This window comes from Blautia parvula, from assembly GCF_020215665.1.
Taxonomy (GTDB): domain Bacteria; phylum Bacillota; class Clostridia; order Lachnospirales; family Lachnospiraceae; genus Blautia; species Blautia celeris.
Genome location: NZ_CP084061.1, coordinates 2,813,617 through 2,839,252 on the forward strand (window position 1 = coordinate 2,813,617; position 25,636 = coordinate 2,839,252).

Sequence of the window (25,636 nt, forward strand, 5' to 3'; positions counted from 1 at the left end):
TCATGATTCATGAAAATGATTCTGACACGGACAATGGATGTCCTGTTATTATAAACTGCTTTCATTTAAAATGGCTGCGAAACTCTTTTGGGGAGATTCCCACATATTTTTTGAACATAGCGCTGAAATGACAGCTGCTGCCAAACCCAAGCCGTTCCTCTATCATATGGATGGGAATGTGGGTATCCATCAGCAACGTCTGCGCCTCCCCGATCCTGCGGTGTATCACGTACTGCATGGGTGACACTCCTGTCTCTCTCTTATATATATGCGAAATGCTGGAGGGGCTGATGTAAAATCTGTCACTGAGTTCTTTCAAAGTCAGCGGTTCTGTGTAATGTCTGTCAATATAGTCTGTGATCTGCCGCACCAAAAATTCCTTTTTCTGGTCCTCCACCTCCCTGCCGCTGTCCTTGTACTGCTCCAGGCGTTCCTTTACAAGAAGGTACACCGCCTGGGCCAGATGCTGACAAACGTCTTTTTTATACATATTTTCTGTGAACAGCTCATGCATGGTACGCATGAGACATCCCATATGCCCTGCAGCGTTCCCCATAGCAAGTACCGGTTTATATCTGGAATCCATCAGACAATTTTCCGGAAGTCCGGGAATCATCACCTGCGAAAGCGCACAGCAGTATGTCTGGATCTCATGTTTTTGAAAAGGGGCCTCCCCGTGTATCATGCCGGCATTGCAGATCACTACATCCCCGGCAGATACCGCATATTCCCTTTTTCCCACAATATACCGCCCTTCCCCGCTGTCAATGTACAGAATTTCCAGTACATCGGGATGCTTGTGCAGCATATGGGCGTGATTCTGGCTGTAGTTTACATCTACAAAGTATGTTTGCATCAATTTTGGCATAGTGGTCATCCTTTACGCTTCTATATGTGTTAAGGTAAATATACTATGCCTCCAAAGCAAATACAAGTAAGAATCAGACTTCCCGGCTTCTGTTTTCCGACCCGAAAATCTTCATCTTCACCTTTGCCGCCGCTGCCACGGCTTCCACCTGATAGGGAATGATGTCTGTCAGGCAGGTTTTTCCCTCTTTCCATGCCTGCTCTGCCGCTTTTGCCGCCGCAATATTGATATCCGTGAAGATATTTACTTTGCTGATCCCGCAGCCAATTGATTTTTTAAAGTCCTCCTCCGACAGCCCGGAACCTCCGTGGAGCACCAGAGGGACATGCACCATATCCGCAATTGTCCGGATTCTTTCAAAATCCAGCTTTGGTTTGAATTTGTAAGCTCCATGGGCCGTCCCAACGGCTATGGCAAGGGCATCCGCCTGTGTTTTCTCTATAAAATCCTTTGCCTGGGCCGGGTCTGTATAGTATGCTTCCGGCATTTCCGCCTCCCGGCCTCCTGCCTCCTGGTTATCCCCCACATGTCCCAGTTCAGCCTCCACAGTTGCACCGAAGCAGTGGGCAATCTTTGCAAGCTCCGCAACCTTTCTCACATTTTCTTCATAGCTGTCCGTGGAGCAGTCATACATAACCGAAGTGAATCCCAGCTTCAGCGCCTCCATGCATTTCTCAAATGTAAGTCCGTGGTCATAATGGATCACCACAGGGACTGATGCTCTATCTGCCATGGAAACGATCAGTGGTGCCAGATCCTCCAGCGGCCCGCTGGGAAGCAGAATCTCCGCTGTGCCGATGATAACCGGGGACCTGAGTTCCTCCGCAGCCCTCAGCACACCTCTTGCCAGTTCCAGATTCACTGTATTGAACAGTCCCACCCCATAGCCATTCTGCCTGGCCGGAAGTAATACCTCATTTAAATTTGCTAACATTTTCCATGCTCCTTATCTTCTGAAATTCTGTTTTTTCCATCCCTTTTCAATCCTGGACGCCAGTTCCTTAAGCGGCCGGATTCCGCCCAGTGCGTCATAAGCCTCCACACAGGAGGCCCCTTCTGCCGCTGCCAGATGGATACACATTTCAAAAGGATACCCCTCAAGCATAGCTGTCAAAAATGCCGCAATGGTGGTGTCGCCCGCACCTGTACCTGACAGCACCCTCTCTGGCTGATAGCTGGCCTCAAATCCCTCTCTGTCCGACCAGTCCTCTGCAGAGATCCCAAGGGCTGTCTCCAGTCCTTCCAGACGTTTTACTTCTGTGGTCCTGTAATACAGGCCGGGAGCTCCGCATTTCAGCAGAAGGACCTTTGCCCCTAATTCCATGCACTTATCTGCCAGAGGCCTGATATCTCTCTGAACATCCAGGGAGAAAGAAATGTCTTCATCCCCTGCTTTTGTCTTCCAAGCCTCATATCTGTCCCGGTCCAGCATAAAGCAGAGTTCTTCGATACTGGGCACAAAAAAGTCTACATACGGCAGCACCCGGCTTAGAATCTCCTTCCAGTCCGCCCTTCCCGCGTCTGACTCCCCGTCCACAAAAGCCAGATCAAGGGAAGTTGCCGTCCCCTGGGCTTTCATATATTTCATCATCCGCACCAGTTCGCTTCCGGTGTCTTCATACATTTTCTTCATCAGCGGGGGATAGCCGAAGTGGAACAGGTCTGTCCCCAAAAGCTTTTCCTTCGGCAGATCCTCAAAGGAAAAAGTGTGGTTGCACCCCGGATCATGAAGAAATATCCTGTCTATACCCGGAAGTGCAAGGACCACCGAATAGGAGGTATTCTGCCCTTCCTGCACAATGATTCCGGAATCTGCGCCCTGTGCAGCATAAATATCGGAAATGATCTTTCCGAATTCATCGCTGCCTGTCTTTGCCATGAGACATACGTCTGCCCCCAGCATTTTCATTGCCATACCCGTGTTGGATACCGCACCTCCTGCATGGATATCAACACCCTCCATCTGTATCAGCTTTCCCGGCGACAGGATATTTCCTAATTTCGCTGCCTGCTGATTCTGAGGAAAGAGAGGGGTAATATCCAGACAGGCATGTCCTGCTACAATTACTTTTTTACCCATACGATCACCCTTTTTCTGAACTGTCACGTTTACTTTTGCTCTCGCCGTAAAACGAAAAGTCTGCATTTTCTGCGCAGAAAATTTCTTTATAAACTATCTTCAGTTTAATCGTTTTTTCTCTGCGGGGCATTTCCATGTTTGTGAAAATACGGCGATTATCCTGCGCTGGTTGATTTCTTGGCTGCAAGGCTTATTTTATGGGAAGTTCAGCTAATTATCCGTTCCACAGGCTCGATTTATTTGCTGTTTATTAACGATTAGTTTGTTGTTTTCGTGAATATCCTGAGACAGTTCTTGCCTCTTTTCTGAAATGACATTAGAATAGAAAATAAGAAATTATGAGAAGGCAGTGACGGAAATGGATAAAGAATTTGAATTGATCGCACACCCGCAGATCCACGCGTTCAGTGCTATACTGGTACGCCTTTTTTCCCGTGCGCCGCACGCACACAGGGAGATGGAAATCGGGCTTGTTCTCGACGGAAATGTGGAATTTACAGTAAACGGAAATACAAACCTGCTTCACAGCGGTGACATGTATCTGCTGAACCCCATGGACCTCCATGAGATACGCGGACTGGATGGCAGCGCCCTGATCCTCGCCATTCAGATGTCCCGGCAGCTTGTCACATCCTATTTTCAGCACGATGAAAATACATGTTTTCTGGAGAACTGTGTGCGCCCCTTCTTCTCCCGACATGAGACACGCTACGAAATTATGAAAGGTTTGCTTATTGAGCTGGCCTACAATTATTTCGGGCAGTTTGCCAATTATGAATATAAATGCATGAGTCTGCTGAATATGATTCTGTACAGCCTTCACACCTATGTTCCCGAGAAAATATATACAGACGCGGAGATGACGGCCCGCAGGCACAGGCAGGAACGCATGAGCCGCATTACAGACTATATAGAAAAAAATTTCCGGCAGAAACTGCTGCTTAAGGACATTGCAGAGCACGAAAATCTGTCGCTGACCTATCTGTCACATCTGTTCCGCGATGAATTAAACCTGTCCTTTCAGGAATATCTGAATCTGAAACGTTTTGAATACGCCTGCCGTCTTCTGCAGAATACAGATAAAAAGGTGCTCACCGTGAGTATTGAGAGCGGTTTTTCTGATGTCAGATATTTAAATCAGCTCTGCCAGAAATATTACGGCTGCCCCGCCTCCGAACTGCGCCAGAAACGGCCGGGACCTGCCCGCGCGGACAGGCAGGCTGCTTCCAATACACAGAATATCTTTACAGCCGGGGACAGTATGCTGCTTCTGCATACGCTGCGGGAGAGCTGCAGGGAAAAATACGGGGATTATACGATATGGGAATTTTATGGGTAAGCGGATACTGTAATGGAATGGCGTTTCTATTACTCCTTGTAGATATTTTTTCCAAAATCGTATGCCTTCTGCAGATGATCTGTTTTGTCAATCTGCGGCCTGCCGTTTGTATCTCCGCATCCGCCTGCAAGCAGCATGCCTTTGTCCTTGAAACCCATGTAATTGATGACGACAAACTTATAGTATGACACAGCCTGCTCATATGTCCAGAAAAAATTATCTGCCGATGTCATCAGTAAAGCAGCATCTTTTACCGGATATCTTTCATATCGGCCATAGGGAGGATTCGGGTCCTCCTCTGCTATGCAGTAGAATCTTTCTATAAATGCCTTTAATTTAGAGGATATTGTCCAGAACAAAAGCGGTGATGCGAAAACAAGCAGATCCGCTTCTTTTATTTTGGGGACTATTTTGTTGAAATCATCCTTTTGTATACAGGGTTTCCCGTAGCGGCATGCATTGCAGCCGATACAGCCTTTTACCTCGAACTTGTTCAAGGATATTTTTTCTGTTTTATGGCCTGCTTCTAAAGCTCCTTTTAGGAAGGCATCTGCCAGTTGGCTGGTATTTCCGTTCGGACGCCCGCCGCCCTGGATTACTAATATATTTTTCATAGATATCACCTCTTGATATTCTGATTCTGGTTCGTCTTTGTGTGTTGCCAGATAGGGGAATCGTAGGAGACATACTATCTGTTTTCCTGTGTATTTGTTAGTCCTATTCTATCATAAGCCTATAACAAAGTCATTTATTTTCGGGTAACATTAGTCTGATACCGTAAGAACAAGCGGGCGAAATCCCCGCAAATTCAAAATTTCACAGCATCTATTGACAAAATGGAACATCTGTCATAAGATATAAGTATCAATTGATACCTTATCGAAGGATAAAAATTTGACACATGGAACAAAGATACGGATTGAAAGTGAATTAGAGATAAAGGCTTACATACAGAATTTAAAATTTGCACTTAACAATGGAGCCGAAATACAGTTTCAGGCCAAAAGACGTGTAGATGATAATAGAGAAGAAAAGTATACAAATCAATATACTGTAAATACCCTGTTCCCGGATGAAAATCCGGTAGACGCGCTAAGGAGGGAGTTATTAGCATTAAGTGTGGAAGACTATATGCAGACAGTCAAAGACATTCGTTTTCCCAAAAGAAGTGAAATGCGTGAGTTTGGTAAGGTTTACAATAGTAAAGATGACGTATATATTAAAATAAGGGTAGAACTTCTTGGAACATATGGCACCCCCGCAACATTTGTAATGTCTTTCCATTTTGCGGAAAAGGCATTTACACCGGAGATGTTTCCATATAGGAAGAAATAGAGGAGGTGTTTCCATGGATATGAAGATTATTAAAAAGGAAAAACGTTTGTGCACATGCTGCATGGAAGAACATGAAGTGAAGACAGTTCTTGTGAAAGACAGGGCTACTTTTAAGAATTTAAAAGTTGATTATGACGCTTCTTATTTGTATTGTGATGCGGCAGATGAACTTTATATGGATGGGCAGCAGATGCAGGAAAATGATATGCGCCTTAAGGATGCCTACAGGAGAGCAGAAGGACTTTTGACATCCGCCGAAATCAGCGGTATCCGTGCAAAGTATGGAATCAGTCAAAGCGATTTTTGCACTCTTCTTGGCTGGGGCGGCAAGACCATTACAAGGTATGAGAGTCATCAAGTGCAGGACAAGGCACACGACACGATATTAAAGAAAATTGATCAGGATCCGGAATGGTTCTTATCATTATTAAATAATGCAAAAAGTAATCTGTCAGCCGAATCTTATCAGAAATATTTTGATACAGCTACTGCTTTATATGAGAAAGCTCAGGATTCTTATATGCGTAAGGCCATTGAGGCAATTTATGCTGGATTTCAGGGAAATCAGATATTTCACGGGAATACAGAACTTTCTCTAGATAAAGTTGTTGATGTTATCCGCTATTTCGCAGCATCTGCGCAGATAACCGATCTTTATAAAGTTAAGCTTATGAAGCTGATGTGGTATGCAGATGCTCTCTCTTATAAGAATAGGGGTTTTGCAATAACAGGTTTGATTTATCAGGCTCTGCCAATGGGAGCCGTACCGGTAGGGCATAACTCGATTATTGATTTGAAGGATGTTCCATGTGAGGAAGTGGATATGGGAGAGACGAATGCATATCATTTCTCTTTAAAAGGAGCCGTTGCTTTCCCATCTCTTTCGGATGCAGATAAAAATATTCTTGATGCAGTTATTTGTAAACTTGGCAAGATGACAAAAAAAGAAATTATTTCTTTTATGCACAGGGAAAAGGCATATATTGAAACTGCTCCCAGAGATGTGATTCCATTCAAATATGCAGATACTTTACAAATTTAAAAATGGTAAAACACTTGAATTGACCTATAACAAATCTTTTCTAACAAGGGCGGTGCCGGAGCTTAATCTGCTGAAATCATATAACAGCTTCTGCCGCCGCCCTGCCCGATTACCAGGATATAGGCAGTATATAAAAATCAACGAATTACACAACATCTGCATATACTGCCTTGCGGTTATTTATCAATCCAAAATAATCAGCGCCATAAACACCAGATCCACATCCCCTGTATTCACCAATCCATGCCCATGAGCATCCGGTGTAAACGTAACGTCCCCGGCTTTGACAGGACGGACCACACCGTTGTCATCATAATCGCCCTGGCCGGACAGGATATAATATGTCTCACTCTCCTTGTGATGCTCATGGTATCCGAGTGAACATCCCGGCTCAATGATCACTTCCGCGTACAGTCCGCATTTTCCATTCAGTTCTTTTTCCCCTAAAATGTGCTTGATAATCACATGGCCCTTACCACCACACATATTTTCTACTGTCTCTGTTTTTATCATACTTCATCCTCCATGCAAAAAGGTCCCCAAAGGTGGGTTTTCGCCTTTGAGAACCTTTTTTCCAACTTTTATTTTTTCTATATCTTAGACCAATTTCTTCCTGTTGTCAACATTTTACTGCAGGCACTTAGAAAATATCCGGTTTTACCCCTTAACTTGAAAACTATTCTCCTCTACCACAGGGACCTCTTTTGCTTCAACGCCCTCAATCCTTATAAAATTCCCCATGGACAGGCGGTCCAGAAAATTGGATATCTCTTCCTCTCCGCCCTGAAGCTCAAGCTCCACGCATCCGTCCCAGGTGTTCTTCACCCAGCCTGTCAGCTGCAGCAGCCTCGCCAAATGCTGTGCCCGGTATCTGAGCCCCACCCCCTGTACCATACCGGTCAGTATAAAATGCTTTCTAATCTTCATCTTTTACGCCCCATTTCTCCCGATTTCTTTCCATTGCCTTCCGGGTTTTTATTATAAAACCGGATCGGCTGCAGCACCTGCGCTGCTGTTTTATTCAAGGATTCTTCCATCCTTTTTTAAAGGCCGGAAGAATTGTACAACTTGAATTATACCACTTTCTGTAATGTCTGCAACTGTCTTTTTTATATATGCTTTCCCGTAAAACTGCCAGACAGAACCACTCTGCCCTATGTCAGGGAATTCATACGCCTGTGCCGGGAAACTCCCGACAGACAGCCGGAAAGCGTACCGGTACAGGAGTAAAAAAAGGGTTCTCAGGAATATTCCTGAAAACCCTTATCTATATCATCTTTCATACGAATGAAACGGTCCCGCAGCCTCTTTTATCTCACACTCGCATTTTCTTCCTGAAGCAGTGATTGATCAACAGCTTCACTTGGTACCTCTGTGCCTGAAGAATAGTCCTCTGCCTCTGCAAGGTTATTTTCATTCATATTCTGTGTTTCTCCGTTCACTGACGCTTCTGCTTCCGTTGTTTCTCTTAAAATTATATCTTCCGCTTCCCCATAAGCACTTACTTCCGGAATTTCCTGTGCTTCTCCATAAGCATTTTCTTCCGGAATTTCTGTTATCTCTTCCACTGCACCATTTTCGGGAATTTCCTGTGTTTCTTCCGCATTCGATTGGGCCTTATTCTCTTCAATTTCTCTGGCCTCTTCTATCACATTCAACTGCGGCTTTTCCCTACTCTCTTTTGACTCTTCACTGCTTTTTACAATGGTTTCACCGTCACGCATTCCCGCAAAAATCTGGTTTGAAAATCCCAGCAGCAGCGCAAAGGAAAATACAATACTCCCCATGAATATCTTCCCGGCGATTCCTGTTCTTTTGTTTGATTTTTTATAATTCATTATAGCGATCACTCTCCTCTTCAGACTTCCTGCTGACAACTGGGATGTCATCCGGCTGAGACGGCAGTACAGGCCCGCAAAAGCCACAAGTGTGCCTGCATAGGCTGCCCTTCCGTCCTCTCCTATGCGCCGAAGCACCTCCTCGTCACAGGATAATTCCACTTCTCTAAGAAACGTAAAATAAAAAAACCACAGATACGGATGCTGCCAATAGGCACATAAAAGAAAAAGCGCCAGGAATTTCCACAGGTTGTCCCTTCTCTTGGCATGGATGAATTCATGCAAAACAATCTGTGTATATTTTTCCTCCTCCTCATCCTTCAGATAAGAGGGAATCAGTATTTTGGGCATGAAAAATCCCCAGGTCACCGGCGCACTTATGCGGTCACTCAGCAGAATCCTTCTTCTGTCCAGGCCCAGTTCTTCAAAACTCAGCTCCCGTGCGGCCTCTCCCGGCACCGGAACAGCCTCTCTTAAAATACTGCTCTCACGGCAGTAGCGGATAAACAGTATAAAAAATATCGCACAGCCCACAGCGAATGCGGCCGCCATTCCCCACTTTACAAAGTGATAACTCTCTGCCACTTTCTGCGGAGACATCCTGGAAACGATTCCCATGGTCTGTGTTGAAACAGCACGCACCGGATATCTCTCCACTGCAAGCATCAAAGGCAGTGCCAGGATACCGATGCAGATGAAGATCCGGTCCATCCTGTACTTATCGCTGCTTCCGAACTTTTTTGAAGCCAGACGGAAAATGCTGAAGACAAGGCACATTACCGCAAGAACCACATTGATCTTTATAAATACCATGCTACCTCCGCTTCCTTTGAATCAGCGATTCAATCTCCTCCAGGTCTTCCTTCGTCAAATCCTGCTCCGCGAAGAACGCTGAGATAAAATTTTTCTTGGAACCTTTAAAGGTCCTGGAGATCAATTCGTTCACTTCATAGGATTCAAATTCATGCCTGTCGATCAGGGGCCTGCACCGAAATCCCGGCTCTGACCGCTGAACGGCTCCTTTTTCTATACATTTCTTGATAACTGTGTAAGTTGTATTCTTGTTCCAGCCGACTCTCTCACTCAGCACTTCAACGACTCTTTTTGCCGGTATCTCACCTTCTTCCCACAGGACTTCCATTACTTTCTGTTCTGATTCAAATAATTTCATAAGCATAACTCCTTTGGACTATTGCAATCGTCTACATATAGACTATTACAATAGTCCGTATTTGTCAATGGTTTCTTTTAATCTTTTTTCTCTTCTATGATATCCAGCAGGATTTCTTCCCACACGCCTCTGTTTTCCCGGAGGATTCTCCGGTAGGCAGACTGCGGCAGGGGAGAATCCGCTCTGCCGATCTCTATAGTTAGACTGGGAATCCCCATCTTAAGCAGCGCCCAGTCCTTGTATCCCGCCGGGTCCAGTTCTTCATAATTGCCGTCCGGTTCATAGCCTGTGACAGCGGCAATGCGTTTTGCAAAGGTCTGGGTCCTTGATGCCAGCTCTCCCTGCTGTCCAAATGCCCAGTATATGACACCGCCGGAGGAGTGATAGCTGACTGTGCGGCAGAACAGTTCCTTTTTTGTAAGATTTACCAGTGCCTGCGCCTCTTTGGTGCTCTCCGGCGCAGTTCCCTTGTATTTTTCTCTGGAAGGCCTGCCGATCCCATCCACATACTCTTCCCACAGGGCATCAAAGTTCCGGTTCACATCCACGCCCTCCGCATTGGACTTCCAGCGGCGGAAATAAGATTTCCAGGGCATTCTGGCGCCGTCCTCGTCCGCAATCTCCCACACCTGTTCCCGGATTCCGGGAGACCGCATACCCTCGGCTCCGAACTGGCTCACTGTCACACCGTCCGGATTCGCCATGGGGATAATATGCAGAGCTCGGTCTCTCAGCAGCTCGCTGTAAGAGTATCCCTTGTAAGTTCTGTCCTCATGAAGCAGATTCTCCACAAATTCCCCCAGCTGTTCCATGACAAGCTGAGTGGTCATATATTCTCTTCCATGGATTCCCGCAAAGATCAGAACCTTGTCAGCCGCGTTTTCATCCCCCATACGCACGTGATATAGTTTCCTGCCGTCCACCGTATCACCAACTGTTTGAACTTCCATAATTCCTTTGAAAATTTTGGAAAATATGTGCAAATCATTCTCCATTTCTCGGTAAGTGTAGCCTGAAAATTGGACAAATTGTCGATTTTCTCTTTGATTTCGGGCATTTATGCACATTGACGGATACCTCAAAACTCATTATAATTAAAGATATTCTATGGGAGGGAGAATAAGAAGTGAAGAAGCTGAAACAAATTGCTGCACTGGTTGGAGCCGTACTGCTGCTTGGCATGTACGTCCTGGCTTTTATTTTTTCTCTTTCGCACAGCCCAAATGCCGGTAATATGCTGCTGGCCGCAATCTACTGCACGGTACTTGTTCCCGTGTTTTTGTATGCCTGCCTGCTCGTATACCGCTACACAAGGCAGAAAAACGGTATTCCCAGGATAGATGCCAATTCCTCTGTGGATACCTTTATCTTTGACCTTGGAAATGTGCTGGTCCGTTATGACTGGAAATCATTTTTAAAAAGCATGAAGTACAGTGGGGAAACAATTCAGGCTGTGGGCGATGCTGTGTTTGACAGCCCTGACTGGGTGGATGCTGACCGTGGTGTGCGGAATGAAGAGGAAATTCTCCAGGCCTTTATTGATAATGACCCGGAATACGAAAAAGAAATACGCGAGACATTTGCCAAAATGAGCGGTGTCATACATACCTACTCTTACACAGTTGACTGGCTGAAATATCTGAAAAAAAGAGGGTACAAAATTTATTACCTGTCCAACTTTTCACAGCCGCTCTATGAACGCTGCAGGGAGGAAATGGCCTTTCTGGATCTGATGGACGGCGGCTACATGTCCTGGCAGGTAAAAATGCTGAAGCCGGAACCTGAATTCTATCAGAAACTGCTGAAAGATTTTCATATTAAACCTGAAAAAGCTGTATTTATTGACGATGTCCTGGAAAATGTGGCGGAAGCCCGCTCCCAGGGAATTAATGCTGTCCATTTTAAAGGTCGGAAAGAGACAATCCAAAAATTATTGGAAGAATACGATGTGCAGTAAAAATAAGTGCACCCAAAATAAGACAACGCTCCATTATAAAACCAATGGAGCGTTGTCTTATTGTTTTATTTATTGCGGTAGATAATATCCTCACGGCTCGGACCATTGGAAACCATGGTGATGGGGAAGCCGATCTTCTCTTCCACAAATTCAATATATCTGCGGCAGTTTACGGGAAGGTCATCGTAGTTTTTGATGCCGCGGATGTCACAGTTCCAGCCCGGAAGCGTCTCCAGAACCGGTTTTGCCTTTTCCAGCCTGCCGGTTGTGGGGAATTCTGTTGTAATCTCACCGTCAATATCGTATGCCACGCACACCGGAATCTCCTCCAGATATCCAAGTACATCCAGGACCGTGAAAGCTACATCCGTAGTTCCCTGCATACGGCAGCCGTATTTAGATGCCACACAGTCAAACCATCCCATACGTCTCGGGCGTCCTGTGGTAGCGCCGAACTCTCCGCCGTCTCCGCCGCGTCTTCTCAATTCATCTGCCTCATCGCCGAAGATTTCAGATACAAATGCGCCTGCGCCTACTGCACTGGAGTATGCCTTGCAGACTGTGATGATCTTTTTGATCTCATATGGCGGAATCCCTGCACCAACTGCACCGTAGGCAGCCAGTGTGGAGGAAGAGGTTACCATGGGATAGATACCGTGATCCGGATCTTTCAGGGAACCTAACTGTCCTTCCAGAAGCACTTCCTTACCTTCTTTCAGAGCGTTCCACAGATACAGAGAAACGTCACACACATAAGGAGCGATCATCTCTTTATATTCCGCCAGCTCTTTCATGATGTCATCCGGGTTCAGAAGCGGTTTGTGGTATAAATGCTCCAAAGTCACATTCTTTGTCTCGCATACACGCTCCACTTTATCTCTCAGTGCCGCGTCATCATCGAAAAGCTCGCTGACCTGGAAACCGATCTTTGCATATTTATCAGAATAAAACGGTGCGATTCCAGACTTGGTGGAACCAAAAGATTTTCCTGCCAGGCGCTCTTCTTCATACTCATCAAATTTGATATGATAGGACATTACCATCTGCGCACGGTCAGAGACTTTGATCTTCGGTGCTGGTACACCCTTGTCCACAATAGACTGAATCTCTTTAAACAGTACCGGGATATTAAGCGCAACACCGTTTCCGATGACACTGGTTGTGTGGTCGTAGAACACACCGGACGGAAGAGTATGGAGCGCAAATTTTCCGTAATTGTTTACAATTGTGTGGCCCGCATTGGCACCGCCCTGGAATCTTACGATGATATCGGATTCCTGTGCGAGCATGTCAGTGATTTTGCCCTTACCTTCATCTCCCCAGTTAGCCCCTACTACTGCTTTTACCATTTTTCATTCCTCCTAATGAACTTTTTGTACCCATGTATCATACTACATTTCTTTTAAGAAATAAAGTTCTAATTTGTAAATTCGGACGAAAAATTGCGGATTTTCATGGGAAAGGAGCCGTTTTCCCCGCGTTTTGGCGGCTTAAAACGGCTCCTGCATCCGGGCAGAATAAAAATTCCGATTCTCATTCTGCCGTTTTTTATCAAAAACTGTTAGTCAAAATGCACTTCTGCGGCAAATTTTGCCCTTTCATCCATCAATGCCTTGAATCCATCCTCATTTCTGGACCCCTTCAGCTCATCCATATATTCATCATAATCGCATAAATAAACATAGACGGTAGATGTGTCATGGTTTTTCACGGATACGGTATTTACACTTCCCCCTGTGACATCCATAACTTTGCCCTGGGCATCCAGGATCACCGGGAAATAATCTGCTCTTTTCGTTTTATCATCATATGACTCATTGACTGTGATCTCAAATGGAGTTTTGACAACAGATGCAATGCCTGCGCCATCCTCATTCATCTCATTCACTTCGGCAGTCTGTGTTCTGGAGTAGTCTGCGTTGATATCAAGCTCAAACTGCCAGGAGCCGTCCATCCACCAGTTTTCATGGCTGTTGGGGAAGCTGTCCCAGCCGCCTTCGTCTTCCGCTTCTGTCATGACCCGATTCCACTCTTCATCGGACATGGCTTCCAGTTCCTCCGCCGTGTACCCTGTACTGAAGGTATCGGGATCAGCCAAATCCCCTATGATCTGGCTGATGTCCAGATTCAGGGTGAACTGTTCCGGTACCTCTATTTTGGTGCTGTACTGATCCAGTACTTCCGCGTCAACTATAAATTCTTCCCCGTTTGCCTCAGCCTCTGCCTGCTTTGCCTGCAGCCCGCTGTCGTCTGTATTCTTCATGTTCAGGTCTATACGCATAACCCCTGTGTAGGTATTTTTATCCAGAAACTCGCCTTCCAGATAGACAAGATCATTCTGTTCCTGAGGATTGAAGCTGTAATTTTCCTTCGTTTTCACACTGATCGATGGCTGTCCGTTCCCATCCAGACGGGTATCCTGAAATGGCTCTTCTGATTCTATGATAAGGGAAAGGTACAGGGCCGAGCCGCTGCAATAACTCTCAGACATGGTAACTGTAGTGCCGCCAACCGTTTGACGGAAGGCTCCCGCACCGGTATTTCCCTCATCGCCGCTGTCCTGCCCGCCGCTTTCCCGGTTTTGTGCTGCTTCCTTATCCAGTGGTTCTGCATAATCCTTGTAATCTTCCCCAAAAGAAAGCTGTCCTTCCATGCGCTCAAATATGTGCCCGATCAGCGGCAGATTGGAAGCCCATACCGGATTCTGATAGCAGGCTCCGATAAAGACTGCCATAGCGGCTGCGGCGGCTGTACAACCCACAACTGCTTTCTTCAGATGTCTGCCCCTGCGCTTTGTCTTCCTGTTCATTCGGATGATCTCGGCACCTGCCGGTGCCTTCTCCCCTGCTTTTTTCTCTATCAGTTTCAAACTCTCCTCAAATCTGTCATGAAATTCCTTTGAAGGTACCGGTGCCCCGTCTTTCCATTTTCCCTGTTCTAACATAATGCTTCCTCCTTATCACCAAGACTTTTTCTAAGCTGATTTCTTCCCCTGTAAAGCCGTGTTTTCACTGTATTTTCCCTGGTCTCCAGCATCTCCGCGATCTCCGCAATGGAGAAACCTTCTATATAAAATAAGGTAACCGCAATGCGGAGGTCCTCCGGCAGATCATCTATGGCTGCATAGAGGTCTGTATACAGCTTGTCCTCCTTCCCCGGTGCGTTCTCCACATACTCCTCGTAGGGAACCAGACGTTTACTTCTGCGTTTCATTTGGTAGCACTCATGGATAAGAATGCGTATCAGCCATGTTTTAAAGTATTTTTTTTCCTTCAGGGTATCTAATTTTTCAAAAGCCTTCAAAAGCGCTTCCTGTACCGCATCCGCACTGTCCGCATCATTCCTTAAAATGGACATTGCAACATGGTACAGGGTAGCTTCTGCGTCCCTGACGGCCTGTATAAATTCCTGCTGCTGCATGGGCTCCTCCTTTTTCTGTTTTATCTCTTTTGTTATCTATTAGATACCCGGGGTGATAAAAAGGTTCTGATAAAAATATTATAAATTGTTTGGGGGAAGGGCTGCAATATGAAAATCCACTTTTCTGTTTACTTCAGTGCCGGAACATGCTAAGATAATAAGCAAGTTAATAAGCAAGTTAATTTGGAGGTGAAAATATATGAACCGTTATCAACCGCCGTTTACCATTAATAATACCATGCTGATATATGTCTCATCCATATCGGAAAAACTCGGCAGGATCAGTATGCTGCAGAAGATGGAATCCCGCCCCTATCTAAGGCGTAACAACAGAATCAAGTCCATTCATTCTTCCCTGAAAATTGAGGCTAATTCCTTGTCACTTGGACAGGTCAGGGATGTGCTTGCCGGGCACATGGTTCTGGGTGAGCAAAAGGAAATTCAGGAAGTAAAAAACGCTTACGCTGCTTACGAAAAATTGCCTGAGATCAATCCATATAGTTTGAAAGACTTAAAAAAGCTGCATGGAGTCATGACCCAATATACGGTAGATGAGTCCGGCGTATTCCGTAAAGGAGAAGAAGGTGTGTTTAATGGGGATAAATGTATTTTCATCGCACCTCCGGCAAGATTGGTACCGGGGCTTATGGAAGAATTGTTCGACTGGATGTCTCGAGAACAGGCATCCGTACACCCTCTTATCCTGTCCTCAGTCTTTCATTATGAATTTGTATTCATTCACCCTTTTTCAGACGGAAACGGCAGGATGGCAAGGCTGTGGCATACGGCGATTCTTTCCAAATGGAAACCGATTTTTGAGTACATCCCGATTGAAAGTCAGATTGAAAAATTTCAGGATGGTTACTATCAGGCAATTGCCCAATGTCATTCAGAAGGGACTTCCAATATCTTCATTGAATTTATGCTCAAACAGATTGATATGGTTCTTGATGATATCTCCAAACAGATATCGGATGATACAGAACAGATGACAGAATATGTAAAGAAGCTTTTGTCCGCAATGGAAATGGATACTTCATATACAGCAACCTGCCTTATGAAGAAACTGGGATTAAAATCAAAGGAAACCTTTCGTAAAAATTACTTAAATCCGGCAATGGAACTTAATCTGGTCGAAATGACTGTACCGGAAAAACCAAGAAGCAGAAATCAAAGATATATTCGGAGATAACAGAAAAAGGCAGCTATATTCCCAAAAGAATACAGCTGCCTCATCCATATTTTTTATTCCGCCACTTCTCTCCTGCGGAAAATTATAAATATAATTGCCGATACCCCCATCAAAATAGGATAGAACAGATACGGCATGATCGCTATAGGCGTAAGCCCGGACAGACTGGCCGCGGCCAGAAGCTGGGCACCGTAGGGAATCATTCCCTGACCTACGGATGCGAAGATATCCAAAAGGGACGCGCTCCTTTTGGGGCTTACCCGGAATTCCTCGCTGATCTCTTTTGCAATGGGGCCTGCCATAACGATAGCCACCGTATTGTTGGCTGTACAGCAGTCCACGAGCAGGGCCAGAACGGAGATGCCGAACTCTCCGCCGCGCTCCCCGTTGATCTTCTTCTTGATCACATTCAAAATATACTCAATCCCTCCGTGTTCCTTCACCAGGGCCACAATGGCTGCAACAATAATGGAGATCACTGTGATATCATACATTCCGGTGATACCGTCTCCCATCTTCTGGAACATCTCACTGACAGCAAACGCCCCTGTGCCTACTCCCACAATGAGGGACAGTACAGTACCGGTTATAAGAACAATGAACACATTGATGCCGATGAGCGCACCGATCAGGACCACCAGGTATGGAATCACCTTGATGATCTGGAACTTCAGGTCATCATCAATGACTCCTGCATTTCCCCTGGCGATCACGAAGAAGATCACAGCCGTGATGATAGCTGCAGGCAGAACAATAAAAAAGTTCTCCCTGAATTTGTCCTTCATCTCACACCCCTGTGTCCTCACCGCCGCAATCGTGGTATCGGAAATCATGGACAGGTTGTCACCGAACATGGCGCCGCACACAATGGCTCCCATGCAGATCGGGAGAGGAATGCCTGTCTTCTCGGCAATTCCCACGCCGATGGGTGCCATAGCGGTAATAGTGCCCACACTGGTTCCCATGGAAATAGAAATAAAACAGCCGATGATAAACAGCCCCACCACTGCAATGGAGGACGGCATAATGGAAAGCCCCAGATTGACCGTGCTCTCCACCCCGCCTGCCGCCTTTATGGAACCGGAAAAGGCTCCGGCTGCCAGAAAGATCAGGCACATGGTTACAATATTTTCCTCACCGATGCCCTTTGAGATAATTGCCACCTTTTCCTGAAACCCTACTTTCCGGTTCTGAAAAAATGCCACGGTAAGCGCGATCAAAAATCCCACAATGGCAGGCATGGTATAAAAGTCATGGAACAGGATACCCGCTCCGATAAAAATGATCAGAAACACCCCAATCGGCAAAAGCGCTATGGGATTCCCCCTCTTTTGCTCCTTCATGTAAAAACCTCCGAACTGTATTTTTATTATACGTTGATCTCTGCAGTCATTCCCAGGATCTCTTTATTTTCATCCAGTACCGGCTGTACCACATTTTTCAGGAACGCCTCCACCTGTACCTGAGCACGTCCTGTGTAGCGGGACGGCTCCATGGTCTTCTGCAGGTCTTCCAGACTCATGTTAAATGCGGGATCAGCGGCAATAAGCTCCAGAAGGTTGTTCTCTTTTCCTTCCACCTTTACGTTCCTGCCTGCCTCCATGGACAGCTCACGGATTCTCTCATGCAGCTCCTGGCGGTCCCCGCCTGCTTTCACGGCATCCATCATGATATTCTCTGTAGCCATGAACGGAAGCTCGCTTCTCAGACGTTTCTCTATAACCTTAGGATACACAACAAGTCCGTCCACCACGTTCAGGCACAGGTCCAGGATACCGTCAATAGCCAGGAAACCTTCCGGAACGGAGAGACGTTTGTTCGCAGAGTCATCCAGTGTTCTCTCAAACCACTGGGTAGCGGAAGTGATGGCCGGATTCAGGGCATCCACCATGACGAAACGTGACAGGGACGCAATACGCTCACTTCTCATCGGGTTTCTCTTGTATGCCATAGCCGAGGAACCGATCTGGCTCTTCTCAAACGGCTCTTCCACTTCTTTTAAGTGCTGCAGAAGCCTGATGTCATTGGAGAACTTGTGGGCACTGGCTGCAATGCCTGCCAGTACGTTCAGCACTCTGGTGTCCACTTTTCTGGAATAGGTCTGTCCGGATACCGGATAGCACTCCTTAAATCCCATCTTCTCCGCAATCATGGGATCAATCTTGTCAATGGTCTCCTGGTCCCCGTCAAACAGTTCCAGGAAGCTGGCCTGTGTACCTGTTGTACCCTTGGAACCAAGCAGTTTCATAGTGCTGATCACATAATCCAGGTCTTCCAGGTCCAGCATGAACTCCTGCATCCACAGGGTTGCTCTTTTTCCCACTGTAGTCGGCTGCGCTGGCTGGAAATGTGTGAACGCCAGGGTTGGAAGCGCTTTATGCTCATCTGCAAATTTGGAAAGCTCTGCAATGACGTTGACCAGTTTTTTCTTCACAAGCTTCAGGGCCTCTGTCATCACAATAATGTCTGTATTGTCGCCCACATAACAGGAGGTAGCACCCAGATGGATGATTCCCTTTGCCTTCGGACACTGCACGCCGTATGCGTATACATGGGACATTACATCATGGCGCACCTGTTTTTCTCTCTCTTTTGCCACGTCATAATTGATGTCTTCTGCGTGGGCTTTCAGCTCGTCGATCTGTTCCTGGGTAATATTTAATCCCAGCTCTTTCTCTGTCTCTGCCAGGGCGATCCACAGTTTTCTCCATGTGCGGAATTTCATGTCCGGGGAGAAAATATACTGCATCTCTTTGCTGGCATAGCGCTCAGATAATGGACTTTGATATCTGTCTGTACTCATTTGAATTCTCCTTTTTATTTTATATTGAAGTAAACACAAAAAAGGGCGCCGCGAGGCGCCTTCCGAGCCGGAAGGTGTCCCGGGCACCCCTCTGATTTAAGCCAGGCCCAGACGTTTGAACACTTCGTTATATGCCTCTTCTACGTTGCCCATGTCTCTTCTGAAACGGTCTTTGTCCAGCTTCTCATTTGTCTCTACATCCCACAGACGGCAGGTATCCGGTGATATCTCATCAGCCAGGATGATGGTTCCGTCTGCTAATTTACCGAATTCGATTTTGAAGTCGATCAACTTCATTCCTGCGTTCAGGAAATATTTGATCAAAAATTCGTTGATTTTTCTTGTATAATTTTTAATGGTGTCGATTTCTTCCTGTGTAGCCAGTCCTAATGCAAGTGCATAGTCATCATTGATGAAGGGGTCGCCCAGGTCATCATCTTTGTAGCTGAACTCTAAGATCGGGCAGAGAAGCTGTTTTCCTTCTTCTACTCCCATTCTCTTGGAGAAGCTTCCTGCAGCCACGTTACGAACAATTACCTCTAAAGGAACGATGCTCACTTTTTTTACGGCTGTCTCGCGGTCGCTCAGTTCTTCTACGAAGTGAGTCGGAACGCCTTCCTTTTCCAGCTGCTGGAAAACATAGTTTGTCATGCGGTTGTTGATAGCGCCTTTACCTGTGATCGTGCCTTTTTTCTCGCCGTTGAATGCTGTGGCATCATCTTTGTAATCTACGATCACTACGCCGTCTACATCTGTTGCAAATACTTTCTTTGCTTTTCCTTCATAAAGCTGCTCTAACTTCTTCACCTTCGTACACCTGTCCTTTTTCCATAATATTGAGTTCTCTCAAAAGAGAAACGTTACGATACACAAGGAATTATATAACATCGGTTTTCAAAACACAAGCCTAAAATCCGGTACTTCTGTGATATTCTTTTGTGTATTTTTCCAAAAGAGCCCCCATGTCTTCCTGTTTTTCCCGGGAAGCATCCGGCTTTTTGGCTTCCATCTCTTTCTGGATCTCTCTGCAGGTATCCAGATCCGCACCCATTCTGGCACATTCTCCCTGCCACTGGGCTTCCTCCATCAGCATCCTGCAGGCACACAGGTAATGCTTCAGGATCAGCTTGGTGTGAAGCTTTTCATATGCCTTTTCAAAGCATTCCTTAGCCTCCTCTATCTGGAAGAGGTGCAGATAGGCACAGCCCATATTGTGGAAGATCTCCCCCTCATACTGTCCGCCAAGACCTCCGGTATCCACACTTCTTAGGGCATCCTCGTAAATGCGGATAGCATTCACATACATCCGGTTGTCCACCAGATAGTCGCCCTTTTTCTTCTTGCGGGCCACTTCGGGAAGCTGTTCCAGGACCACAAGCTCCTCATTTAATTTTTTAAACTGCTCATGGGTCAGGTAATTGATCTCCCTGAAAACAGCCAGGATGAAATCCCCTGCCCCCCGCTCTTCCTCCAGAATCCGGTACAGCTTCTGGTAGAGCTTTAATAGTCCCAGCTCGTTTTTTATCCAGTCACAGAGATGTTCATTGATGATCGTCTCGTCCAGCAGATAGATGTTGTGGTAGAGATAATAACATAATTCTTCTATACTGTAGATATTCGTGCTGATGTTTTCAATATAAAACGGAAGGGAAGCCCGTTTTATCTGACATAATATGTATCCGCTCATCTATTTCCTCCTACCACGCTGCTCTCTCGGTCCACATCAGGCCGCTTGAGGGGAACATCTCCCCGAATCCCAGATCCTGTACCAGAATAATGCAGGTATCCGCTGATTCATACATGATGTGCACACGAAGCCTCGTGGTCCTGTCAGGCCTTTTCGGAAGCCCCGGCAGCTTCATGCAGTAATGTCTTACTTCCCCGCCGTCCATGGGCTTCACCATGAATTCCAGGTTCTCCCTGCCGTCCAGAAGCAGTTCAAATTCGTGCTCTGTCTCATACCAGTTTCTTCCGGCCTCAGCAACGGTATAGTTCTTCTTTTTCCCCTGGATGAGCATTTCCATGCTCACATGGTTCTGGACCAGGGCATTTCCCACATACAGATATGTGCCCAGAAGCTTCTCCTCGGTCCGCTCCCTTGCCGCATAGCAGGCCCCTTTCACATACATGTTGTTTCCATAGTATACATGGCGCTGGTTCTTGCACAGAAGCGGTACACTCCTTACAGCCCAGTCCTTGGAAAATCCGTCCCCTACCAGGTAAATCCCCGCGTATGTGTCATTTCCGCAGGAATCTGCAATCAACTGGTAAAAGTCTACGTCCTTCTGGTCCGGGTCTTCCGGCAGGGTTATGGTCTTGCCGTGTTCCACTGTGACCAGCATGGGCTTTTTCTGGCTGTCTACCACCATGCGGGAAAAAGATACTTTTCCTTTATCAAATGTGAAGAGTCCTGTCATACGGTTCCAGTTATCCAGTCTCTTGCTCATCACATAATAGTAAAAGCTCTCCTCGTAATCCTGCAGAAGCACCTGCCCGGAAGTAAATTTCAGGCGGGTGCACACTCTCTGCAGCTTGCGCACCAGCACTCGGTTCAGGTCCGGAACCGTGATCATCAGGGTCTTGATCTGTCTCGCCGGCTCTGCCACGCCAAGCACGGACAGACAGCCTTTTAAGTAGATCTCCAGCAGCTCCTCCGGCCTGTACCAGCCGCCGTCAATCTCCACCGGTTCCCCCTGGCCCCAGATCTCCAGCAGGTTATCCACCGGGATTTCCCCCTCGTGCATGGAGAAATAATCCGCCTCCATACCGAAGTGCCACACTTCTGTCCTGGGCCTTTTGGAAAGTCTGGTGGAAAATGTATACTGATTGCTTCCTGTCTTCACGGAAAGAGAGACCGGTTCTTTTTCTTTTCTGTCATAATAGCAGATCTGGGAAAACTCCTTCCCCAGTTCCAGGCCCGCGATAATATTTCTTGTCTCATTCATGCCCTTGTCTGCCTCCTTATTCTATCAGTTCAAAGAGAGAGGAAACCCAGGCTTCCTGCTGTCTGTACTGTCCCAGCAGTTCCATAAGCTCCTGTTCTCTTCCCTGCTGTTTCGCCGCCAGCATACGGTTGATCATCTGGTATTTTGTAGTCCCCTCCAGCTTTGCCTCGGGAACGGTGAGCCTGCTCTTTTCCGTCTGCTGTATCTCCCCGCGGCCTGCCACAGTGAAATAATACTCCAGTACCTCCCCGTAAAACAGGATAAATTCTTTATTGTAAATACCCTGATACAGATTTTTCAGCGGTTCGCTTTTGAACTCTCCCGGCTCCCTGTCCGGCTGCAGCATGCGGTAGTGAATGGTCACATCCGCCCTGGGACTGGCCTGGCACTGGGCAAACACCTTGTCCTCAAGCTGCATGCTCTGCAGAAGGGTTCTGGGAAGCTCCTGGAAAAAGGCAAATTTAAGCCCTGTCCTGGCACATACGGATAAGATGGCGCGGGCCGTCTCCAGCCTGTTTTCCTCCCATTTCTTTTCCTGTGCATAATATTTGAGAAGGGCCAGGTCACAGATAATATCATACTCCCATCCTTTTTTCCTCACGTGCTCCAGCGAGCGGAAAATAAACGTCTCCGCCTCTTTTCCCCCGATAAAATACTGAAAGGATGCAAAGGTCAGGTAAGCCAGTATCACCTGTTCCTTACCGCTTAATTTTACATAGTCCTTCAGAACCGCCGCATCCCCCGGATGGTAGATTCTTGTGAACATGCTGTAGGTCAGGATGTCCTCCTCCAGCTCGTAGGCCTCTATGGAAAATCCCATGGAGCGCTCCCACACCCGGATCATCTCATCCACAGGTCCCTCAAAATACTTGGTCAGATATTCGAGAACCACCTCATCATAGGTGTTCTCCTTAAATATATGGTGAGCCAGAAGAAGAAGCTCCTCCTCATATTCAAACTCCAGATTGAGGATCATGCGGCTGCACAGCCTTAACAGGTCTCTTGGGTCAATCTCCTCATAGCCGTACTCACACAGCAGGTCATAGGCCCCCACATACATGCCCTGTTTGATCAAAATGGTGATGAGAAGGCTCTTGTTGACTTTTGCAAAACTGTGAAAATCCATCTCCCGAAGGTAATCCTTCAGATTGTCATTATCCATATGCTCCTCATAGTAGAGAAGCAGGCGCCTGCGCACCCTCTGCCTGTAATCCTCAGAAAAGCAGTCCTCCCCGGACACATCCTGGATACAGGATATATTTTCTCTTGTTATGGGGTTCTCATGGTTCAGTTCCCCGCAGGTATAGAGGAGAAGCCCCGGTGTCCTGATTCCCTCCGCCAGAAGCTGCCTCGCCAGCTCTTTTCTCTCCAAAAGCGGCTGGATATTGTAATCTATGGTCTGGATATAGCGCCTCTGCCTGTCATCCTCAAAGACAATCCTGGCGTCCGGTGTGTAAATGGACACATAGGCCACTTTATCCGTACAGGTATACGTCTGTTCTTCACAAAATGCCGCATGGCGGACGATCACCCGCCGTATCTTGGGATCATCACAGTAAAGCCTGTGGGTGAAAAGCACCTTCGCAAGGGCTCTCTTAACTGCAGGATCATGGGAGCTTAAGCAGAACTCCTGGTACACCACAGCAAAGTCCTCATTCATCCTGCCTTCCTTGAGCTTCTCACAGGCGAACTGTTCCATACTGCTTTTATAGCTTAAATATGTAGTTTTATCCACTTCCTTGTTGCGTATCACATTGCTGTACACAAATGCCTTTTTCGCGTCGCTCAGCGTATTGTTATAACTGAAATACATGCGTATCATGCGTGGCAGCATTTTCTGGTAATTGCGGCTCATGGTCTCAATATAATACTCGTACAGCCTTGTGATCTTCAGCTCTTTCTCCACTGCCAGCTCATACCACCGGAAATATTCCTTCTTCCTGGGGTCGCCCTTCATGATCAGCATACAGATGGAGCGCACCACGGCTGTGGAGGGATATTTTTCGTAGATGTATTCCAGTATCTCATATACCTTCTGGCTGAAATCCTTCATCTGCCCCGCCAGGTCTGTGGCGCGGAAGGCCATCTCCTCTGTCATAATATCATGCCGCATGGCAAAGAGCAGCACCTGAATGGTGAAGGGACTGATCCTCCTGAGCAGCGCTCCGTCCGCTGCTGCTATCCGGCATGCTTCCAGATACAGAAACGGGCTTCTGCAGCCGGTTCTGTACTGCTCCTCCAGCAGATAGATCTTCTTTGACTGGGTACGCACCTGCTCGGAATCTGTTTTCAGAAGAATATATAACAGAAGGAAGCTGTCCTCCCTGCGCTGGTAAAGCTGATGGAGGCGCACCACCATCTTCTCCCGGATCTCCTGACCGCATCCCAGCACATCCTCCAGGTAGAGATATACGCCCTCCAGCTCCTCCTCCGCCTGAATCCGGCTGTTGTCTTTTAACTTATCCAGGGCGTCCTTTGCTCTGCTGTCCTCCCCGCATTCATGGTAAAACCAGACCTCAAACAACTGGTGCTCCGTGGTGTAATGCCCGGTCTCCCGCAGTTCTGTGAGAAGTCCCAGTGTCCTGCTCTCCCACTGGCTCTTGGACAGCTTCTCCAGACTGTAGTCCAGGTAATCTCTCAAAAGCTCCAGTTTCTTTTTCTTCTCGTATGCCGCAACATTTACCTGGATCTTACCGCTTTTGGAGGCCATCACTTCATAAACAAGGGTCTGGTAAACGGTTTTGATACAGATTCTTCCGTAATTTCTGCCTTTTCCCAGATTCTCCCTGCGGATAATATACTGCAGCTCATATACACTGCCGATAAAATCCTCGTCCCGGATGGATTTTTTCTCCACTTCCAGGAAATCGCCCTCCACGGTCACACTTGCTTTCAGATAGCCCCAGCCGCTTCTGCGCACCCGGACGGTATCCATAAGGGAACTCTGCACCTCATAGATCTCCAGATTCTCCTGTTCCAGATGCAGCTTCACAGGGTCCTTTTTTCCCGTGCCGATGAGAAATTCCTCCAGATGCTGCCAGGTCACAGGATTTTTCGCCATGGCATAATAATAGGGCAGTACCTCCTGCTCTTCTTTCAGAAGCTCCGGAAAGGAATCATCCAGAAACAGATGGTACGCCTCCTTAAAATCTTTTTTCGCCAGCTCCGCAAAGGCATCCAAATCCCTGATGGAGCCTGCGGATGTCTTGATCCGGCACGGTTCCACCTGTATGGCAAAGGGAACCCTGTACTCTCCGATGCTGGTGCTGAGAACCAGCTCTCCCTCAAAGGAATCTCCGGGGTTCAGGCCCTTTACATCTGCCCCGTAGGGAATCTCTATCTTCTCCCCGGTAAAACGCTCTTTTCCCAGAAGAAAACGGCGATGGGAGGAATAGGCGATCCCTTTTATCCGGCTCCCATTCTCTGCTGCTATGATCAGCTCTCCCCTGATATTTTCCCCGGCCTTTGTGCTCTCCCTGATATCTTCCCTGGACAGCAAAAGACCCGGAACCTCGTATTCAAATCTTCCATTTATCAGTTGTTCTATTCTTCTCTTCAATGTATTCTACCCCGTTATCTCTAAACCATATGGCCCGGAGAATCTCCGACTGATTATTATTTATCTTGTTGAACTATTTTCTATATC

General features: G+C 46.8%; 23 protein-coding genes. 5 read left to right on the plus strand and 18 right to left on the minus strand.

The genetic code is table 11. The features are described 5' to 3' along the window. Positions 1–61: 61 nt before the first annotated feature. From LC508_RS13145 to LC508_RS13155, 3 genes are all read right to left on the minus strand, one after another. On the minus strand, positions 62–868 hold the full coding sequence (locus LC508_RS13145; RefSeq protein ID WP_033141091.1) for an AraC family transcriptional regulator: 807 nt from the start codon (positions 866–868) through the stop codon (positions 62–64). A 73-nt stretch (positions 869–941) separates the two neighbouring features. Continuing rightward, a complete protein-coding gene (locus LC508_RS13150) occupies positions 942–1,802 on the minus strand; it encodes a class II fructose-bisphosphate aldolase (RefSeq protein ID WP_103731439.1) in 861 nt (286 codons plus the stop codon). 12 nt (positions 1,803–1,814) lie between these two features. After that, a complete protein-coding gene (locus tag LC508_RS13155; RefSeq protein WP_103731438.1) occupies positions 1,815–2,948 on the minus strand; it encodes a carbohydrate kinase family protein in 1,134 nt (377 codons plus the stop codon). A gap of 358 nt (positions 2,949–3,306) precedes the next feature. Here LC508_RS13155 and LC508_RS13160 point away from each other — a divergent pair, with 358 nt between their 5' ends. Next, positions 3,307–4,287 (plus strand): AraC family transcriptional regulator, encoded by a 981-nt coding sequence (locus LC508_RS13160; RefSeq protein WP_103731437.1) that lies wholly within the window; start codon positions 3,307–3,309, stop codon positions 4,285–4,287. Positions 4,288–4,316: 29 nt separating this feature from the next. Here the strand turns inward: LC508_RS13160 and LC508_RS13165 are convergent, their stop codons facing one another. After that, the gene (locus tag LC508_RS13165) at positions 4,317–4,901 is read right to left on the minus strand and encodes a flavodoxin family protein (RefSeq protein WP_054352088.1); all 585 of its coding nucleotides are present in this window, start codon (positions 4,899–4,901) and stop codon (positions 4,317–4,319) included. 280 nt (positions 4,902–5,181) lie between these two features. Here LC508_RS13165 and LC508_RS13170 point away from each other — a divergent pair, with 280 nt between their 5' ends. Beyond that, positions 5,182–5,622: a hypothetical protein gene (locus LC508_RS13170; protein ID WP_054352087.1), complete on the plus strand. Its 441-nt coding sequence runs from the start codon at positions 5,182–5,184 to the stop codon at positions 5,620–5,622. Between the two features lie 13 nt (positions 5,623–5,635). Next, entirely contained in the window at positions 5,636–6,664 is a 1,029-nt protein-coding gene (locus LC508_RS13175) for a type II TA system antitoxin MqsA family protein (protein WP_103731436.1), read from the plus strand. 183 nt (positions 6,665–6,847) lie between these two features. Here the strand turns inward: LC508_RS13175 and LC508_RS13180 are convergent, their stop codons facing one another. From LC508_RS13180 to LC508_RS13200, 5 genes are all read right to left on the minus strand, one after another. Then, a complete protein-coding gene (locus tag LC508_RS13180) occupies positions 6,848–7,177 on the minus strand; it encodes a cupin domain-containing protein (protein ID WP_054352086.1) in 330 nt (109 codons plus the stop codon). A 144-nt stretch (positions 7,178–7,321) separates the two neighbouring features. After that, positions 7,322–7,591 (minus strand): acylphosphatase, encoded by a 270-nt coding sequence (locus LC508_RS13185; RefSeq protein ID WP_054352085.1) that lies wholly within the window; start codon positions 7,589–7,591, stop codon positions 7,322–7,324. A gap of 383 nt (positions 7,592–7,974) precedes the next feature. After that, complete coding sequence (locus LC508_RS13190; protein ID WP_054352084.1) at positions 7,975–9,315, minus strand: M56 family metallopeptidase; 1,341 nt, start codon at positions 9,313–9,315, stop codon at positions 7,975–7,977. 1 nt (position 9,316) lies between these two features. Next, a complete protein-coding gene (locus LC508_RS13195; protein WP_225305376.1) occupies positions 9,317–9,673 on the minus strand; it encodes a BlaI/MecI/CopY family transcriptional regulator in 357 nt (118 codons plus the stop codon). 77 nt (positions 9,674–9,750) lie between these two features. Next, the gene (locus tag LC508_RS13200) at positions 9,751–10,740 is read right to left on the minus strand and encodes a M14 family zinc carboxypeptidase (RefSeq protein ID WP_103731435.1); all 990 of its coding nucleotides are present in this window, start codon (positions 10,738–10,740) and stop codon (positions 9,751–9,753) included. Between the two features lie 59 nt (positions 10,741–10,799). On the opposite strand from LC508_RS13200, the gene LC508_RS13205 reads away from it, so the two are divergent. Next, positions 10,800–11,630, plus strand: coding sequence for an HAD family hydrolase (locus tag LC508_RS13205; protein WP_054352081.1), 831 nt, complete (start codon positions 10,800–10,802; stop codon positions 11,628–11,630). A 65-nt stretch (positions 11,631–11,695) separates the two neighbouring features. On the opposite strand, the gene LC508_RS13210 is transcribed toward LC508_RS13205, so the two are convergent. From LC508_RS13210 to LC508_RS13220, 3 genes are all read right to left on the minus strand, one after another. Continuing rightward, positions 11,696–12,979: an adenylosuccinate synthase gene (locus LC508_RS13210; protein ID WP_033141082.1), complete on the minus strand. Its 1,284-nt coding sequence runs from the start codon at positions 12,977–12,979 to the stop codon at positions 11,696–11,698. A 212-nt stretch (positions 12,980–13,191) separates the two neighbouring features. After that, positions 13,192–14,574, minus strand: coding sequence for a DUF4179 domain-containing protein (locus LC508_RS13215; RefSeq protein WP_033141081.1), 1,383 nt, complete (start codon positions 14,572–14,574; stop codon positions 13,192–13,194). After that, positions 14,568–15,050: an RNA polymerase sigma factor gene (locus tag LC508_RS13220; RefSeq protein WP_033141080.1), complete on the minus strand. Its 483-nt coding sequence runs from the start codon at positions 15,048–15,050 to the stop codon at positions 14,568–14,570. Before LC508_RS13220 ends, LC508_RS13215 begins: the two co-directional genes overlap by 7 nt. A 199-nt stretch (positions 15,051–15,249) precedes the next feature. Here LC508_RS13220 and LC508_RS13225 point away from each other — a divergent pair, with 199 nt between their 5' ends. Further along, positions 15,250–16,242: a Fic family protein gene (locus LC508_RS13225; protein ID WP_033141079.1), complete on the plus strand. Its 993-nt coding sequence runs from the start codon at positions 15,250–15,252 to the stop codon at positions 16,240–16,242. 53 nt (positions 16,243–16,295) lie between these two features. Here the strand turns inward: LC508_RS13225 and LC508_RS13230 are convergent, their stop codons facing one another. From LC508_RS13230 to LC508_RS13255, 6 genes are all read right to left on the minus strand, one after another. Beyond that, complete coding sequence (locus LC508_RS13230; RefSeq protein ID WP_033141078.1) at positions 16,296–17,585, minus strand: Na+/H+ antiporter NhaC family protein; 1,290 nt, start codon at positions 17,583–17,585, stop codon at positions 16,296–16,298. Positions 17,586–17,611: 26 nt separating this feature from the next. Then, entirely contained in the window at positions 17,612–19,045 is a 1,434-nt protein-coding gene (gene purB / locus LC508_RS13235; RefSeq protein ID WP_033141077.1) for an adenylosuccinate lyase, read from the minus strand. Between the two features lie 96 nt (positions 19,046–19,141). Then, positions 19,142–19,852: a phosphoribosylaminoimidazolesuccinocarboxamide synthase gene (gene purC, locus LC508_RS13240; RefSeq protein WP_033141076.1), complete on the minus strand. Its 711-nt coding sequence runs from the start codon at positions 19,850–19,852 to the stop codon at positions 19,142–19,144. 100 nt (positions 19,853–19,952) lie between these two features. After that, positions 19,953–20,732: a tetratricopeptide repeat protein gene (locus LC508_RS13245; RefSeq protein ID WP_033141075.1), complete on the minus strand. Its 780-nt coding sequence runs from the start codon at positions 20,730–20,732 to the stop codon at positions 19,953–19,955. Positions 20,733–20,742: 10 nt separating this feature from the next. Further along, on the minus strand, positions 20,743–21,990 hold the full coding sequence (locus LC508_RS13250) for a DUF5716 family protein (RefSeq protein ID WP_103731259.1): 1,248 nt from the start codon (positions 21,988–21,990) through the stop codon (positions 20,743–20,745). A 16-nt stretch (positions 21,991–22,006) separates the two neighbouring features. Continuing rightward, the gene (locus LC508_RS13255; RefSeq protein WP_181014404.1) at positions 22,007–25,549 is read right to left on the minus strand and encodes a DUF5717 family protein; all 3,543 of its coding nucleotides are present in this window, start codon (positions 25,547–25,549) and stop codon (positions 22,007–22,009) included. Between the last annotated feature and the right edge of the window lie 87 nt (positions 25,550–25,636).